The following is a 15,250-nucleotide window of genomic DNA, read 5'->3' as shown; positions in this document are numbered from 1 at the left end:
CGGCGGGCCACGCGCGCATGTGCCGTGATGCCGCGGCTCGTTCGGGGCGGTGGCTGTACGGGCTGTCAGTCGCGGCCCGTATCCTCAGTGACCATGCTCGAAGACCGTACGACCGCGCCGTCCGACGCCCCTTGGCCGGCCGCGTATCCGCAGGGGTACGCGGTCGTCGACGTGGAGACCACGGGCCTGGCCCGGGACGACCGCATCATCGCGGCGGCCGTCTACCGGCTGGACGCGCGCGGCGAGGTCGAGGACCACTGGTACACGTTGGTCAACCCGGAGCGTGACCCGGGCCCGGTGTGGCTCCACGGTCTGACGAGCGAGATGCTCGAAGGAGCCCCCCTCTTCCAGGACATCGCCGAGGAGTTCTCGGCCCGCCTGGCCGACCGCGTGCTCGTCGCGCACAACGCGGTCTTCGACTGGTCGATGATCGCGCGGGAGTACGCGCGCGCGGAGCGCCAGGCGCCGGTGCGACAGCGGCTGTGCACCATCGCGCTCTCCAAGGAGCTGGGCCTGCCCCTGCCCAACCACAAGCTGGAGTCGCTGGCCGCGCACTTCGGCGTCGTACAGCAGCGGGCGCACCACGCGCTGGACGACGCGCGTGTGCTGGCCGAGGCGTTCCGGCCGAGCCTGCACACGGCGGTGAGCCGGGGCGTGCGGCTGCCGCTCCTCGAATGCCGGCCGCTGACCGAGTGGTCCGGCTCCGCGCACATCGGACAGCAGTCCTCCGGGGGCTACGGGCCCGGGAGTTGGCGCCCGTCGCGCAAGCGGCCCCCGTGCCCGTACCCCAACCCGGGGCGCTACGAAGAGGGCACACCACTCAAACAGGGCATGCGTGTCGCCTTCTCGGGGGATACGTCGGTCGACCGCGAGCTGCTGGAGGACCGTGCCGTCGAGGCCGGACTGCATGTCTCGACGAGCCTGTCGCGGCTGACCAGCCTCCTCGTCACCAACGACCCGGACTCCGGCACGTCGAAGGTGGTCAGGGCCCGGCAGTACGGGACGCCGGTGATCGACGAGGCGGCGTTCGGGCAGCTGCTTCAGTCCGTCGAGCCTGCGGCGGGCCAGGGGGCGCCGGCGGCGGGCCGGGGGGCGCCCGCGACGGGCCGGTGACCCGGGCGTACGGGTGATTGCCGGGCGACTCGCCCGGCGCCCGCTCGCCCGTGTCCCGTCGGCGCCGCACCCTGTGGCGCATGACACGTTGCGAAGTCTGCGGAAACGACTACGGCATGACCTTCGAGGTGCACGCGCAGGGCGCGGTGCACGTCTTCGACTGCTTCGCCTGCGCGATCCACCGCATGGCGCCCATCTGCGAGCACTGTCGCGTCCAGATCATCGGCCAGGGCGTCGAGGCCGACGGCCGCTGGTTCTGCGGTGCCCACTGCGCCCGGGCGGAGGGGAAAGTGGGGATCGTCGACAAGGTCTGAAGCGGGCCCCACCCGCATGCGCCCCATGACCGAGTTGTACGGTCGTGGGGTGTACCGCTTCCTGTTGTCCCGGCAGTGGGTGATCCTCACGCTGGTCGCCCTCCTCCTCATCCCCACGATGATCAGGCTGGGCATCTGGCAGATGCACCGCTACGAGGAGCGCACCGCGAGGAACCAGCTGGTCTCCGACGCGCTGGGCGCGCGGCCGGTGCCCGTGGAGAGGATGACCTCCCCCGGACACACCGTCACCAGCAACGAGCGGTACCGCAGCGTGACCGCGAAGGGCCGCTTCGACACCGGCGAAGAGGTCGTCGTCCGCCGCCGCACCAACTCCGACGACGCGGTGGGCTACCACGTCCTGACCCCCTTCGTCCTCGACGACGGCAAGGTCCTGCTCGTCAACCGGGGCTGGATCCCCGCGGACGGCCCGAGCCAGACCGAGTTCCCCGAGATCCCCGCACCGCCCCGCGGTGAGATCACCGTCACCGGGCGGCTCATGCCCGACGAGACGACCGAGGCCAGCGGCATCAAGAACCTCCAGGGGCTGCCGGACCGGCAGATCATGCTGATCAACAGTGGGCACGAGGCCCGCCGCCTCGGTGCCGAGGTGCTCGGCGGCTACATCGTGCAGACGGCACCGGAGCCGAAGGGCGGCTCCCCCGAGCCTCTCGGCAGGCCCGGCAGCGAGGACGCCGCACTGAACTACGCGTACGCCGTCCAGTGGTGGCTGTTCGCCGCCGGCGTCCCTGTGGGCTGGGTCATCCTGGTCCGCCGCGAGCGCCGTGACCGTGTGGCGGCGGCCTCCGCGCCCGCGGAGGACAAGGAAACGGCCGCGGCTCCGGCATAGCCCCGCCGCTCCTGCTCGGCGGCAGCACGTCGCAGGCCCCCACCTGCCCGGGGGCCGGGCCGGCGGGTGAGGGAGGATAGGGGCCATGGATCTTGGGCTGAAGGACCGTGTGTACGTCATCACCGGCGCGACCCGTGGGCTCGGCAACGCGAGCGCACGGGAACTCGTCGCCGACGGCGCGAAGGTGGTCATCACCGGGCGGGACGAGAAGAACGTCACCCACGCGGCGGCCGCCCTCGGCCCGAACGCCGTGGGGGTCGCCGCGGACAACGCCGACCCTGAGACCGCGACCCGGACCGTCGCTGCCGCGCGCGAGCACTTCGGCGGGTTCGACGGCATCCTGATCAGCGTCGGCGGCCCGGCGCCCGGGTTCGTCGCGGACAACACGGACGCGCAGTGGACGGCCGCGTTCGAGTCGGTCTTCCTGGGGGCGGTCCGGCTGGCGCGGGCCGCGGCGACGGAGCTCGGTGAGGGCGGCGTCATCGGTTTCGTGCTGTCCGGTTCCGTGCACGAGCCGATTCCGGGTCTGACCATCTCCAACGGGCTGCGCCCCGGTCTCGCGGGTTTCGCCAAGTCCCTCGCGGACGAGTTGGGTCCGCGCGGCATCCGCGTGGTCGGGCTGCTGCCGGCCCGTATCGACACCGACCGCGTACGGGAGCTGGACGGGCTCTCGGCCGACCCGGCGGCGACCCGCGCGGGCCACGAGTCCCGTATTCCGCTGCGCCGGTACGGCACGCCGGAGGAGTTCGGGCGCACGGCGGCGTTCCTGCTGTCGCCCGCCGCGTCCTACCTGACGGGCGTCATGCTGCCGGTGGACGGCGGGGCACGGCACGGTTTCTGAGGCCCCGGCTTCAACTCGCCCATCTCATCCTGGGGTTGAGGGATCAGCTCACCCGGTCCGCCCGGTGGCTGGTCCCTCGCATGCGTACCTCGGTGGGGAGCGCGGCCAGTCCCGCCGAGTCCCGGGCGTGCGCGACGGCCTCCGCCGTCAGCCGGCGCAGGGCGTCCCCGGGGGCGACATGCGGTTGGAGCAGGACCCGCACCCGCGCCTCGGGGGCGCTGCGCCGCCCGGTCAGCCGCACCTGTGCCCGCTCCACTCCGTCCAGCTGCCCCGCCTCACCGCTGAGGGCACCCTCCAGGGCGCGCCCGCGCAGCAGGGCGCCCTCTCCATCACCGGTGTCGACGAGCACCTCGCCCAGCCGGTGGCGCCGCAGCTCGGCGGACAGCCACCACAGGGCGAGCAGCAGCACGACGGCGAGTACGGCGATGACGGTCGGCCACCACCAGCTCTCGCCCCGCCACCGCGTCCGGGCGGCGGCGCTGAGCAGGACGTCGTGCCGCCCGTGGTACACCCACCAGGAGGGCGGTTTCACACCGAGCCCGACGGCGAGCACGGACCCTCCGGCGACGACCAGCACCAGCCCGACGAGTCCCAGCAGCACCCGGTTGACGATCCTCAGCACCGGATCTCACCCCTTCCGTCCGGGCCGGCGGACGTGCACGGCCAGCGCCGGCGGCCGGGACAGCCCGAGGCCCCGGATGGCGTCGGCGAGCGTGGCGTCCAGGTCGGCGCGTACCTCGTCGAGGTCGCGGAAGTGCGCGACCGCGCGGACGTCGACCTTCTTGCGGCCCACGTGGACCTGTACGGTCTGTACGCCCGCCACCTCGATGGCCCGGTCGCGCAGCGCCATCCCGGCGGCGCCCCGGTGCAGCCCGGCCCGGACGTCGGCGTGGACGCGCCGCATCGGCAGCACGTCGCGCAGCCCGGGTGTCGCGGCGAGCACGAGCAGCCAGACGCCGAGCGCGACGGCGACGAGGGCGCCGACGAGCACCCAGGTGTCGTCGAGGGGGCGTTCGGCGAGCTCCCGGGCGAGGGTCTTGCGCCACCGCATGGCGGGCTGCCCTGCGCGGACGGCGACGACGTCGTACAGCAGGAGACCCGAGCCGGCGAGGAGCAGCAGCGCGACGACACCGGCGGGGATGCGACGTGAGGACCAGAAGCGCCTCTGGTCGCCGTTCTCTCCGTCGAGGGCCGGCAGCGGGTCGTACGCGGCCGCCGACGTGGCCTGGACCGGGTCGTCGGCGGCGGCCTTCTCCATGACGGGCAGCCGCTGTGTGCCGTGCGTGCCTTCGGAGCCCTGGGACTCGCTCATCGAATCCTCCCCTGTGCCGCGCCGGGGACGTGCGCGAGGTGCAGCTGCTCCACCAGGACCGCCACCTCCGCCACGTCCATCCCCGCCAACGCCTCTACCCGCTGGACCACCCGGCGACGCACGGCGGCGCAGCGAGCGCCGATGTCGGCGGGGTAATCGAGTTCCAGGCCGACGCGGACACGCGCGGTGTCCTGTTGGACGACGGCGACGGCGTGTGGGGGCATGGCGGCGGGCGGCACCGTTCCCAGCGCTTCGCGCGCCGCCTGTGAGGCGATCTTCGCGACGGCGCGGTCGGCGATCCTGGTGGCACCGCGCTCGGCGGGCGCGACAAGGGCAGCCCCCGGCCGACGGCCCTCGTCGAGACGGTTGTCGTCGAGGCGGCTGTCGTCCACGCGGGTCACCGCCGCCGTTCGTGACGCGGACGGAAGAAGTCACCGACGTCCAGGTCACCCTCCAGGAACCGGCCGACAAAGAAACCAACGGCACCCAACGCTGCCACCAGCAGGAAGGCACCGAATCCGCCGAAGTACCCGGCGAACCCCAGCGCCATTCCGGCGATCATGCCGATCACGGCCAAACTCATGCTGTGCTCCTAGGAGCTCATCGGGCGCCCGGGACAGTCCCCGGGCCTGCTACTGGGCTCTTACCCGGGGCTCACGGGGGTTTCCCGGGCTACTGAAGCCGAGTCTCCACCTCTTCTTCCTCTTCCTCGGGCAGTTTCACATCGCTGACCGCGATGTTGACCTCGACGACCTCCAGGCCGGTCATGCGCTCCACGGCCGCGACGACGTTCTCGCGCACGGCGCGGGCGACATCGCCGATGGACATGCCGTACTCGACGACGATCTCCAGGTCGAGCGCGGTCTGCACCTCGCCGACCTCGGCCTTCACACCCCGGGTGACCGCCTTCGTCCCGCCGGGCACCCGGTCCCGTACCGCCCCGAAGGTCCGTGACAGCCCGCTGCCCATGGTGTGTACGCCGACCACGTCGCGCGCGGCGAGCCCGGCGATCTTCTCGACGACCCCGTCGGCGATGGTGGTACGCCCCCGGGTCGCCGGGTCGCCGCCACCGCGCCTGGTGGTTCTGCGGGCGCCGGTCGCGGCCGGCGTCTCCGTCTCGGGCTTTTCCGTCCGGTCCCGGTCCGTCATGTCGCTCATGCCGTACGCCCCTTCCGGTTTGTTCCTCTCTGCCCACAGTAGGTGCCGTTGCGTGGTTGTGCGCTGGGCATGCGGCAGGCTGGAGCAATGACGGCGGACGGATGGGCGAAGACGGTACGGCAGCAGATCGGGCTCGGCAGGGTGCTCCCGCTGGGCGGCCCGCGCGACGGCGCGTGGATCACGGAGAAAGCGGCCGGCTCGGTCCTGCGCCGCGCGGCCGGCGCGACGCGCGGGCTCCGGCTGGGCGCGCTACGGATCTCGACCGTGGACCCGGACGCGCCGTACGACCCCGCCGTACCGCCCCCGCCGAGCGCGCTGCCTCCGGGCCCGCTGCGGGTCTGTGCGGACTTCCTGGCGTCGGCGGACCCCACGGCCCCGGCCGCCGAACCCCTCCCGGCGACGGCGGCACGCCTGCGGGCAGCGCTGGCCGCGGCGGCGGGAGAACGCCTCGGCCTGACGGTGACGGAGGTGGATCTGCGGGTGACGGGCTTGCTGGACGCCGACGAGGATGCCGCGACCGACGCAGCCCACGCCGGGGAAGCCGATGGCGAGCCCGTGCCCGAGCCGCCGGGCGACGGCGAGGAGTCCCGCGTGGCGGCCGCCGTGCTGTCCGTGCCGGGCGTGACCCGCCTGACGGGTGCCCTGGGCGGGCTGGGGCGCGCGGTCCATATCGAGACCGGCCCGGCGCTGCCGCGCCGCCATGTGCGCGTGGAGGTGGCGGTCACGGCGGCGGAACGGGCCCTGGATGTGGCCCGCGCGGTACGCACGGCGGTGGGCGAGGCCCTGCCGGACCACCCGTCGGTGGCGGTCGTGGTGACGTCGGTGGACTGAGTGTGCCGGCCCCGAGCCGCCGCTGTGCGTGCCCGGGCGCGCCAGGCACGGTTCCCGCCGTTCGCCCGTCCCCGCGGGGTTCCGCGCGGGGACTCCGCCTCCCCGGTCTACTCCCCGATCCCCGCCAGGTCCCGCAGGCGCCTTGTTTGCGCGGCGCGTTCGGCGGCGCGCTGGTCGTCGTACGTCCGCTCCTGCGCTCCCCGCAGCAGCGCCTTGGTCTCGATCACGGCGTCGCGTGGCGCGGCGAGCACTGCCGACGCCAGATCGCCTGCGGCGTCGTCGAGCTGGCCGACGGGCACGGCGAGGTTGGCGAGGCCGGTCTGCACCGCCTCCTCCGCGTGTACGAAGCGCCCGGTCACGCAGATTTCGAGCGCGCGACCGTACCCGACGAGGCTCACCAGGGGGTGCGTGCCGGTCAGGTCGGGTACGAGTCCGAGGCTGGTCTCGCGCATGGCGAACTGCACGTCGTCCGCGACGACGCGCACATCACAGGCGAGCGCGAGCTGGAAGCCCGCACCGATGGCGTGTCCCTGCACGGCGGCGATGGACACGATGTCACTGCGGCGCCACCAGGTGAACGCCTCCTGGTACGCGGCGATGGTCGCATCGAGACCGGCGTCGTCACGGCGCGCGAGATCGACGAGCGACGGCTCGCCCTCGATTCCCTCGGGCGTGAACATCTGCCGGTCGAGCCCCGCCGAGAACGACTTGCCCTCGGCGCGCAGCACGACCACCCGGACGGAGCCCGGCAGTGTTCGCCCAACCTCGGCCAACGCCCGCCACAGAGCGGGGCTCTGGGCGTTGCGCTTGGCCGGGTTGGTCAGTGTCACCGTGGCGAGCGCCTCATCGACGGTGAGACGCACGCCGTTCTTGTCGAGTACGGGAGCGAGGTCCTTGTCGAGCGAAGCCATGGGCGCCTCCGGTGCGTGCGGTCGAACGGAACGCCGTACGTTGTCGCACGACGGCGTTTCCAAGTGACTGCACAGTAACCACCCGGTCGGTCGGTCGGGCCGACCGGGTGGCCACCGTCGAAGCCGATGGGCCGCCCGGCGTCAGACCGACGGGGACTTCTTGCCCCGCGTCGCCCCGCCGCGCCCTCGCAGCGTGACGCCCGACTCGCTGAGCATCCGGTGGACGAAGCCATACGAGCGGCCGGTTTCCTCGGCCAGCGCTCGGATGCTCGCACCGGAGTCGTACTTCTTCTTCAGGTCTGCCGCGAGCTTGTCGCGCGCGGCGCCGGTCACCCGGCTGCCCTTCTTCAGAGTCTCGGCCACCCGTGCCTCCTCATGGGAAGTGCGCTCTGGTCTCCTCATGATCACCCCTCCGGGGCGTGATGGCCACCCATTCGGCAAGGTCCGTGAGACAAGGTTGTGACGACGGGAGCACATCCCCACGAGTGGAATGCAGGATTCCGCGCAAGCGTGTCCGTACACCCGAACGGGTTGTTCCGTGAAGCGGCAGGTCAGCGGCGCGCAACGGCCGAGCCCTCGGTTCGGGGGCTCGGCCGTGAAACCGATGGAGGACTCACTCCGGACTCACTCCGGTACGAGGAGATCTCACACAGATGACGGATCACGGATCGGCCGAATGATCCATACGCAGTGGATCAGTCATTCGATCAAGCGGAAATGACCGCGCGAATGATCACGCGAATGATTGCGGGAATGTCCGGGCGAATGTCCGCGGGAATGTCCGACGAGCAGCCGACGGATGGTCGACGGGTGGGCGGCCGGAGTCAGGCGAGGGCGACGAGATCGGCGTAGTCGGCGCCCCAGAGGTCCTCGATGCCGTCCGGCAGCAGGATGATCCGCTCCGGCTGCAGCGCCTCGACCGCGCCCTCGTCGTGGGTGACCAGGACGACCGCGCCCTTGTACGTGCGCAGGGCGCCGAGGATCTCCTCGCGGCTGGCCGGGTCGAGGTTGTTGGTCGGCTCGTCGAGGAGGAGGACGTTCGCGGAGGAGACGACCAGCGTCGCGAGCGCGAGGCGGGTCTTCTCACCGCCGGAGAGCACACCGGCCGGCTTGTCGACGTCGTCACCGGAGAACAGGAACGAGCCGAGCACCTTGCGGACCTCGACGAGGTCCATGTCGGGCGCGGCCGAGCGCATGTTCTCCAGCACCGTGCGGTCGGCGTCGAGGGTCTCGTGCTCCTGTGCGTAGTAGCCGAGCTTCAGTCCGTGGCCCTCGATGACCTGCCCGGTGTCGGGCTTCTCGACGCCGGCCAGGAGGCGGAGCAGCGTCGTCTTGCCCGCGCCGTTGAGGCCGAGGATGACCACGCGTGAGCCCTTGTCGATGGCCAGGTCGACGTCGGTGAAGATCTCCAGCGAGCCGTAGGACTTGGACAGGCCCTCTGCGGTGAGCGGGGTCCTGCCGCAGGGCGCGGGCTCGGGGAAGCGCAGCTTGGCCACCTTGTCGGACTGGCGCACCGCCTCCAGACCGGCCAGCAGCTTGTCCGCGCGGCGGGCCATGTTCTGCGCGGCGACCGTCTTGGTGGCTTTGGCGCGCATCTTGTCGGCCTGCGCGTTCAGGGCGGCGGCCTTCTTCTCGGCGTTGGCCCGCTCGCGCTTGCGGCGCTTCTCGTCGGCCTCGCGCTGCTGCTGGTACAGCTTCCAGCCCATGTTGTAGATGTCGATCTGGGCGCGGTTGGCGTCCAGGTAGAACACCTTGTTGACGACCGTGTCGACCAGGTCCACGTCGTGGGAGATGACGATGAAGCCGCCGCGGTAGGTCTTCAGGTAGTCGCGCAGCCAGATGATCGAGTCGGCGTCGAGGTGGTTCGTCGGCTCGTCCAGCAGGAGGGTGTCCGCGTCGGAGAACAGGATGCGGGCCAGCTCGATACGGCGCCGCTGACCGCCGGAGAGCGTGTGGAGCGGCTGGCCGAGCACCCGGTCGGGCAGGTTCAGCGCGGCGGCGATGGTGGCGGCCTCGGCCTCGGCGGCGTATCCGCCCTTGGTGAGGAACTCGGTCTCCTGGCGCTCGTACTGCTTGAGGGCCTTCTCGCGGGTGGAGCCCTTACCGGTGGCGATGCGCTGTTCGTTCTCACGCATCTTGCGGATCAGTACGTCCAGGCCGCGCGCGGACAGGACGCGGTCACGGGCGAGCACGTCCAGGTCGCCGGTGCGCGGGTCCTGCGGCAGATAGCCGACCTCGCCGGAGCGGGTGACGGTGCCCCCGGCGGGGATGCCCTCGCCCGCGAGGACCTTGGTGAGGGTCGTCTTGCCGGCGCCGTTGCGGCCGACCAGGCCGATGCGGTCGCCCTTGGCGATACGGAAGGAAGCGGACTCGATGAGGACGCGGGCACCGGCGCGCAGCTCGATACCGGAGGCGGAGATCACGGACAGACTCCAGGGCAGGGTCGTTGACGGCGGGGTGGGCGGCTGAGGGCGGTCACGCCGTCTAATGCGCGAGGAGAATGGCCATGCGGCCAATTCTAACGGGGGCGGCAAGCGGTTTTCCGCCCCCACCGAACAGGCTTACGTGGTCTCGGTCACCGACGTCACCGCGTCACCGATACGGACGACGCGGTGACGCGGTGACGCGGTGACGATCCTGATGCCCCGGCGTGGGGAGGTCAGCTCCCGCCGGTGTGGACCTGGAAGGCGGCGCGGCGTACGGCCTTGGCCAGGGCGGGGTCGGGGTGCGCGGCGGCGAGGGCGACCAGGACCTGCACGGTGCGGGGGTGCCCGACGGCCCGGACCTCCTGGAGGAGAGCGGGCACGGTGGCCTGGACCGCGGACTCCAAGTGCCGTACGAGGAGCGGGGCTTCACCGTGGTCGGCGATGGCGGCGGCCGTGTCCACCCAGAGCCAGGTGGCCTCGTCACGGGTGAGCACCTCGTGGGCCTCCTCCGGGTCGGCGCCGTCGTGCTCGGCGAGCCACAGCAGGGCGTAGGGCCGCAGCGGGGTCTCGTCGACCACGGCGTGCACATCGGGCTCGGCGGGGGCTCCGACGACACGGAGCGCCTCGAAGGCGAGGCCGCGCAGCAGGGCGTCCTCGCCGCGGGCGGCGTCGATGAGTTCGGTGACGGCGCTGCCGACGGGGCGGGCGGCGAGCCAGGCGCGGTACTCGGCGCGGGCGGCGTTCGGGCGGAGCTGGGCGCAGCCGCGGAGCATGTCCTCGGCGGACACCTCGATGTTTCCGGCGGGGCTCTGCGCGGCGACGCAGATCTGTTCCAGTTTCACCCACACCGCCCAGCTGCCGAGCGGGGTGAGCGTGGCCTGCCCGTCGCCGTAGGTGAGGGCACCGACGGAGGCGAGAGCGTGCAGGGCCCAGTCGAGGAGCGGTGCGAGGGGGGTGTCGTCGGGGCCCGCCTCCGGCTCGTCGGTGTCCGCGACGCGCTCCGGCTGGGGTCCGAACGGGATCTCGCAGCGCTCGGTGCGCAGCTCGGTGACCCGCTGCTGGAGGAGGTCGAGAAGCTGCTCGACGGGTACGGGGCCGGCGGAGAGCTGGAGGAAGGAGAGGACCTGGGGCATCGCGGAGACGACCTCGGCGACGGTGGCGGGCGCGCGGTCCGCGGGTTCCGGGTGGGCGAGCGACCAGGCGTCGAAGAGGGCGACCCAGCCACGCAGGACGGCGCTGTCGTCGCGGTTCCAGGCACGCAGCCGCCAGCCGGGGCGGGCGGTGTCCCCGTGCACCTCGACGAGCCCGGCGAGGCGTGCCGTGTCCCAGTCGTGGCGGACCTGATCCGGGGTCAGCCCCAGCTCGGCGGCGGCCCGCTCCGCGGTGGCGGCGGAGAGGGTGCCCTTGTCGTCGGAGCTCGTGCCCCCACGGCCGGGGTGGAGGGCGGCGTCGGCCCAGCGGGCGACGCGGGCCGCGTCTGCCAGGCCGGTACGGGCCATACGGGCGAGTTCCGCGGGCGGAGGGGTGCCCTCCGGGGGGCGGGGGGCCGGTCGGCGGCGCTGGGTCACTGCTGCTCGGGGAGCGGCGGCCAGGTTTCGCGGGCGGACGAGTCGGAGCCTGGAGTCGCGCGGGTTACGGGACGTCACGGGTGCAGTCTTCCGGTTGACGGTCCGAAAACCCAAACGGAATGTCACAGGGGGCGACAGGGATGGCCAACGCAGGGGCTCGGTACGGGCTCGACGCGTGTGAGGGCCGCCTTGGTCGCGCCAGAAACGGAATGGCGTCCGCCGCTGCGGGAGGGGGTGGGTGCCGGGCTCCGGCCAGCAGGTCGGAGCAGTTCGTGTGCGGGGGCCCGGCCCGTATCGCACAGAGGGCGCCGGAGGGACCGGCGCGGTGATCGGGCTCCGGGGCGCTCTTGGCCCCCCGCCGCCGTCGCTCACGCTCCTCCCGCGACGCCGGCGCACGCCCGCTCTCGCCGCCGCCCGTGCCCTACATCAGGGGCGTCAGGAAGCGGCGGAGGGCTTCCTCGTAGCCTGCCGGGTCGGCGTTCCACATGGCTCCGTGGGGGGCGTTCGGAACGGCGCGCAGGGCGACCTGGTTCGGGTGGCGGTCGGCAAGGCCGCGGGAGAGGGCCCAGGGGGCGATCGTGTCGCCCGGGCCGTGGAAGATCAGGACCGGCGCCTTGAACTGTTCGGGCAGCTCGGCGGCCCGGCCGCGGTCGCCGCGCATGCCGGTGCGACCTTGGGCGGCCCGGACGGCCAGCGGCAGCAGGGCGCCTGGGGTGCGGCGGGCCGCCGCGAGGGCCCGCAGCGTGGTCTCCCAGCTGAGGACGGGCGAGTCCAGCACGAGACCGGTGACGCGCTCGCGCAGGGCGGAGTGGGCGGCGGCGCGCAGGGCCATGGTGGCGCCGGTGGACCAGCCGTGCAGGACGACCTGCTGGGCACCCTGACGCACGGCATGGTGGATGGCCGCGTCCAGGTCGCGCCACTCGGTCTCGCCGAGGTGGTTCAGCCCGTCGGGGGACCGGGGCGCCCCGGCGTCACCGCGGTGGGCGGGAAGCAGGACGGGGAGCCCGCGGCTGTGCAGGAACTCCACGATGTTCAGGGGCTGTTCGCGGGTGGCGCCCAGCCCGTGCACGGCGATGACCCAGGTGTCACGGGCCGCGGGCACGAACCAGGCGGGCAGGGGGCCCAGTTCGCCGGGCAGCTCGACGTCGGTGTGGTCGAGGCCGAGGGCGGCACCTGGATCGCCGACGTGGACGTTCGGGGTGAGCCACACCTTGTCGCCGGGTTCGAGGGTGCCGTGGCTGACGCGCTCCAGACGGCGTACGACGGTGTCGGCGCCGTGGGCGGCACCCTCCAGGACCGGGCCGACCACCGCGTGCGTGCCGTTGCCCGCGAGGCCGTACGTGCCGGGCCGCTGCGAGGCGAGGTCCCGGGTGAGCGTGACCTGCCCGGCGGCCGTCGCGTGGACGGTCAGCCGGGGCTCGGTGGGCAGCGGTCCCCCCGCCGGCACCTTCAGCGCGGCGTCACTGGCGAACCGGCCGACGGCGATGCTCGCCGCACCGGCCGCGAGTGCGGCGGTGGCGGCCGCGGCAGCGGCTTTGGCTGTGCGCACCCCTCCAGTGTCCTGTCGGACCCGGCCCCCGGCCAGTGGGAGGACGGTTCGGAGTGACGGCACCCGGCGGGCCCGGCCGCCCCTCCGGCACCGCCGGAAGTCCCCTTGCCGCGGCCCGCCTCATCCCGGCTGCCCGTACCCCCGCAATCGCTCCTCCACTTCCGCCACCTGCTCGCGGCTCAGGAGCGTCGGGGTCAGCCCCGGCACCGTGGACGCGGTGAGCCAGACGCGGCACATCCACTCAAGCTGCGCCGTGCGGTCGTACGCCTCGGAGAGGGTGGCTCCGTAGGTGAGCGTGCCGTGGTTCTGGAGGAGGCATGCGGTGCGGTCCGCCAGGGCCCGCAGCATGTTCTCCGCCAACTCCTGTGTGCCGTAGGTCGCGTACGGGGCGACGCGGACCGCTCCCCCGAGCGCGGCGGACATGTAGTGGATCAGCGGCAGTTCCGGAACGAGGGTGGAGACGGCCGTCGCGTGGACGGCGTGGGTATGGACGACGGCGCGGGCGCCGGTGGCGCCGTAGACCGCGAGGTGCATGGGGAGTTCGCTCGTCGGGCGGAGGGAGCCGAGGACCTGGCGGCCGTCGAGGTCGACGCCCACCACGGTGTCCGGGGTCAGACGGTCGTACGGCACTCCGGTGGGCGTGACCAGGACCGTGTCGCCGACGCGCACGGAGACGTTGCCCGAGGTGCCGACGACCAGTCCGTCGGCCACGCTCCGGCGGGCCGTCGCGACGAGTTCGTCCCACGCCCGTGCCACGTCGTCCGGCACACCCCGGCCGCGTACGGCGCGTACGTCCCGCGCGCCCTGACCGTCTCCCGCGTCCCGCCCCTGCTCTGCCATGCCCTGATCCTGACAGGCGGCGGGCTTCCCGTGACCCACCACGGGGTGGCGGCCCGGACGCGAGCGTCACCGGAAGGTGTACAGAACGTATGCGGAGCGAAACAGTCCGCATCTGTTCGAGGCACAATGCCCTCGGCGCACCGCCACCGGCCACCAAGGCAGCCCCTCTCGACACAAGCGGAATACCGGCACGCCGATCAGTACACCCCTCGGCCTGTCCGTGTTCATCTTCCGTTCATCCAGGTTGCCTACGGTCCACACGCCACTGACGTCCAAAAGAAGCCCGGGTAAATGGAAAACTTCTCGCTGATCCTCGCGATCGTGGTCATCACCGCGCTCGCGTTCGATTTTACGAACGGTTTCCACGACACCGCCAACGCGATGGCCACCACCATCTCGACCGGCGCGATGAAGCCCAAGGTCGCGGTGGCCATGTCCGCCGTGCTCAACCTTGTCGGCGCCTTCCTCTCCATCGAGGTCGCGAACACGATCTCCAAAGGGCTCGTCGACGAGGCCGGCATACGACCAGAGGTGATCTTCGCGGCGCTGGTCGGCGCCATCCTCTGGAACCTGCTGACCTGGCTCGTCGGACTCCCCTCCAGTTCGTCGCACGCCCTCATGGGCGGTCTGATCGGCGCGACCATCGCTTCGGCCGGCCTGGGCGCGGTGCACGGTGACGTGCTCGTCACCAAGGTGCTGATCCCCGCCGTCGCGGCGCCGCTGGTCGCGGGCATCGCCGCGATGATCGCCGCGCGGCTGACCTACACGCTCGGCCGGAGCGCCCACGAGAAGGCCACGTCCAAGGGCTACCGCGCCGGCCAGATCACCTCGGCCGGCCTGGTCTCGCTGGCCCACGGCACGAACGACGCCCAGAAGACGATGGGCATCATCACCCTGGCCCTGGTCGCGGGCGGTGCGCTCGCCCCGGACTCCGACCCGCCGGTCTGGGTCATCCTCTCCGCCGGTATCGCCATCGCGCTCGGCACCTACCTGGGCGGCTGGCGCATCATCCGCACGATGGGCAAGGGCCTCACCGACCTCCAGCCGCAGCAGGGGTTCGCCGCCCAGACCAGCGCGGCCACGGTCATCCTGGCCTCCTCCCACCTCGGCTTCTCCCTCTCCACCACGCACTCCGTCTCCGGGGCCGTGATGGGCGCGGGACTCGGCCGCAGGGGCGGGGTGGTCCGCTGGTCCACGGCCACCCGCATGTTCGTGGCCTGGGGCCTGACCCTCCCGGCCGCGGCCCTGGTCGGCGCCGGCGCCGAGTGGGTGACGTCCTTCGGCTCCTGGGGCACGGCGCTGGTCGCCGTCTTCCTCGTCACCTCCAGCGCAGCGATCTGGCTGGTCTCGCGCCGCGAGGTGGTCGACCACACCAACGTCAACGACACCGACGAGCCCTCCGGCATCGTGACCACGGCCGTCGCGGCGGTCACCCCGCCCCCGGCCGGCACGCTCACCGACGACCTCACGGCCACCGTCCCCGCCCACGCTCCCGCCGAGACCCCGGCGAAGCCGCCGGCGACCGCTCTCTGAGCCCGCT

17 protein-coding genes are annotated in these 15,250 nt (G+C 72.7%); 6 read left to right on the top strand and 11 right to left on the bottom strand.

Annotated features, from left to right (window positions below):
- The first annotated feature begins 93 nt into the window (after positions 1 to 93).
- From IE262_RS35460 to IE262_RS35445, 4 genes are all read left to right on the top strand, one after another.
- A complete protein-coding gene (locus IE262_RS35460) occupies positions 94 to 1,113 on the top strand; it encodes a DEDDh family exonuclease (protein ID WP_189879572.1) in 1,020 nt (339 codons plus the stop codon).
- An 80-nt stretch (positions 1,114 to 1,193) separates the two neighbouring features.
- Complete coding sequence (locus IE262_RS35455; RefSeq protein WP_119102784.1) at positions 1,194 to 1,427, top strand: metallothionein; 234 nt, start codon at positions 1,194 to 1,196, stop codon at positions 1,425 to 1,427.
- Between the two features lie 49 nt (positions 1,428 to 1,476).
- Positions 1,477 to 2,274: an SURF1 family cytochrome oxidase biogenesis protein gene (locus IE262_RS35450; protein WP_189879613.1), complete on the top strand. Its 798-nt coding sequence runs from the start codon at positions 1,477 to 1,479 to the stop codon at positions 2,272 to 2,274.
- 85 nt (positions 2,275 to 2,359) lie between these two features.
- The gene (locus tag IE262_RS35445; protein WP_134040690.1) at positions 2,360 to 3,115 is read left to right on the top strand and encodes an SDR family oxidoreductase; all 756 of its coding nucleotides are present in this window, start codon (positions 2,360 to 2,362) and stop codon (positions 3,113 to 3,115) included.
- Between the two features lie 43 nt (positions 3,116 to 3,158).
- Here the strand turns inward: IE262_RS35445 and amaP are convergent, their stop codons facing one another.
- The 5 genes from amaP to IE262_RS35420 form a co-directional block, all read right to left on the bottom strand.
- Positions 3,159 to 3,737, bottom strand: coding sequence for an alkaline shock response membrane anchor protein AmaP (amaP, locus tag IE262_RS35440; RefSeq protein ID WP_134040691.1), 579 nt, complete (start codon positions 3,735 to 3,737; stop codon positions 3,159 to 3,161).
- 6 nt (positions 3,738 to 3,743) lie between these two features.
- Positions 3,744 to 4,427: a DUF6286 domain-containing protein gene (locus IE262_RS35435; RefSeq protein WP_189879571.1), complete on the bottom strand. Its 684-nt coding sequence runs from the start codon at positions 4,425 to 4,427 to the stop codon at positions 3,744 to 3,746.
- Positions 4,424 to 4,819 (bottom strand): Asp23/Gls24 family envelope stress response protein, encoded by a 396-nt coding sequence (locus tag IE262_RS35430; RefSeq protein ID WP_189879570.1) that lies wholly within the window; start codon positions 4,817 to 4,819, stop codon positions 4,424 to 4,426. The genes IE262_RS35435 and IE262_RS35430 overlap by 4 nt, the downstream gene beginning before the upstream one ends.
- Before the next feature lie 5 nt (positions 4,820 to 4,824).
- Entirely contained in the window at positions 4,825 to 5,010 is a 186-nt protein-coding gene (locus IE262_RS35425) for a hypothetical protein (RefSeq protein ID WP_134040694.1), read from the bottom strand.
- A gap of 89 nt (positions 5,011 to 5,099) precedes the next feature.
- On the bottom strand, positions 5,100 to 5,585 hold the full coding sequence (locus IE262_RS35420) for an Asp23/Gls24 family envelope stress response protein (protein WP_134040695.1): 486 nt from the start codon (positions 5,583 to 5,585) through the stop codon (positions 5,100 to 5,102).
- 87 nt (positions 5,586 to 5,672) lie between these two features.
- Between IE262_RS35420 and IE262_RS35415 the strand changes: the two genes are divergently transcribed.
- Positions 5,673 to 6,416: a nucleopolyhedrovirus P10 family protein gene (locus tag IE262_RS35415; RefSeq protein ID WP_189879568.1), complete on the top strand. Its 744-nt coding sequence runs from the start codon at positions 5,673 to 5,675 to the stop codon at positions 6,414 to 6,416.
- Positions 6,417 to 6,523: 107 nt separating this feature from the next.
- On the opposite strand, the gene IE262_RS35410 is transcribed toward IE262_RS35415, so the two are convergent.
- From IE262_RS35410 to IE262_RS35385, 6 genes are all read right to left on the bottom strand, one after another.
- Positions 6,524 to 7,327, bottom strand: a complete 804-nt coding sequence (locus IE262_RS35410; RefSeq protein ID WP_134040697.1) for an enoyl-CoA hydratase/isomerase family protein — start codon at positions 7,325 to 7,327, stop codon at positions 6,524 to 6,526.
- A gap of 141 nt (positions 7,328 to 7,468) precedes the next feature.
- Complete coding sequence (locus IE262_RS35405) at positions 7,469 to 7,690, bottom strand: helix-turn-helix domain-containing protein (RefSeq protein WP_189879566.1); 222 nt, start codon at positions 7,688 to 7,690, stop codon at positions 7,469 to 7,471.
- 461 nt (positions 7,691 to 8,151) lie between these two features.
- Positions 8,152 to 9,750: an ABC-F family ATP-binding cassette domain-containing protein gene (locus IE262_RS35400; protein ID WP_189879564.1), complete on the bottom strand. Its 1,599-nt coding sequence runs from the start codon at positions 9,748 to 9,750 to the stop codon at positions 8,152 to 8,154.
- Positions 9,751 to 9,986: 236 nt separating this feature from the next.
- Positions 9,987 to 11,399, bottom strand: coding sequence for a hypothetical protein (locus IE262_RS35395; RefSeq protein WP_189879563.1), 1,413 nt, complete (start codon positions 11,397 to 11,399; stop codon positions 9,987 to 9,989).
- Positions 11,400 to 11,742: 343 nt separating this feature from the next.
- Positions 11,743 to 12,870, bottom strand: a complete 1,128-nt coding sequence (locus IE262_RS35390) for an alpha/beta hydrolase (RefSeq protein ID WP_134040700.1) — start codon at positions 12,868 to 12,870, stop codon at positions 11,743 to 11,745.
- 120 nt (positions 12,871 to 12,990) lie between these two features.
- Positions 12,991 to 13,710 carry a class II aldolase/adducin family protein gene (locus tag IE262_RS35385; RefSeq protein WP_134040701.1) on the bottom strand — a complete coding sequence of 240 codons (720 nt, stop codon included), beginning with the start codon at positions 13,708 to 13,710 and terminating at the stop codon, positions 12,991 to 12,993.
- Between the two features lie 291 nt (positions 13,711 to 14,001).
- Between IE262_RS35385 and IE262_RS35380 the strand changes: the two genes are divergently transcribed.
- Complete coding sequence (locus tag IE262_RS35380) at positions 14,002 to 15,243, top strand: inorganic phosphate transporter (protein ID WP_189879561.1); 1,242 nt, start codon at positions 14,002 to 14,004, stop codon at positions 15,241 to 15,243.
- Positions 15,244 to 15,250 lie beyond the last annotated feature (7 nt).

It is taken from the genome of Streptomyces bluensis (genome assembly GCF_014650715.1).
In the GTDB taxonomy this organism is placed as follows: Bacteria; Actinomycetota; Actinomycetes; order Streptomycetales; family Streptomycetaceae; genus Streptomyces; species Streptomyces bluensis.
The sequence above is the reverse complement of the archived record's forward strand: the minus strand, read 5'-3'. Positions and strand labels throughout refer to the sequence as shown.

Bases quoted from the DNA above. Each gene is read 5' to 3' on its own strand.
- IE262_RS35460 (WP_189879572.1), top strand. From the start codon at position 94: ATGCTCGAAGACCGTACGACCGCGCCGTCCGACGCCCCTTGGCCGGCC.
- IE262_RS35455 (WP_119102784.1), top strand. From the start codon at position 1,194: ATGACACGTTGCGAAGTCTGCGGAAACGACTACGGCATGACCTTCGAG.
- IE262_RS35445 (WP_134040690.1), top strand. From the start codon at position 2,360: ATGGATCTTGGGCTGAAGGACCGTGTGTACGTCATCACCGGCGCGACC.
- IE262_RS35435 (WP_189879571.1), bottom strand. From the start codon at position 4,427: ATGAGCGAGTCCCAGGGCTCCGAAGGCACGCACGGCACACAGCGGCTG.
- IE262_RS35425 (WP_134040694.1), bottom strand. From the start codon at position 5,010: ATGAGTTTGGCCGTGATCGGCATGATCGCCGGAATGGCGCTGGGGTTC.
- IE262_RS35420 (WP_134040695.1), bottom strand. From the start codon at position 5,585: ATGAGCGACATGACGGACCGGGACCGGACGGAAAAGCCCGAGACGGAG.
- IE262_RS35415 (WP_189879568.1), top strand. From the start codon at position 5,673: ATGACGGCGGACGGATGGGCGAAGACGGTACGGCAGCAGATCGGGCTC.
- IE262_RS35410 (WP_134040697.1), bottom strand. From the start codon at position 7,327: ATGGCTTCGCTCGACAAGGACCTCGCTCCCGTACTCGACAAGAACGGC.
- IE262_RS35385 (WP_134040701.1), bottom strand. From the start codon at position 13,710: ATGGCAGAGCAGGGGCGGGACGCGGGAGACGGTCAGGGCGCGCGGGAC.
- IE262_RS35380 (WP_189879561.1), top strand. From the start codon at position 14,002: ATGGAAAACTTCTCGCTGATCCTCGCGATCGTGGTCATCACCGCGCTC.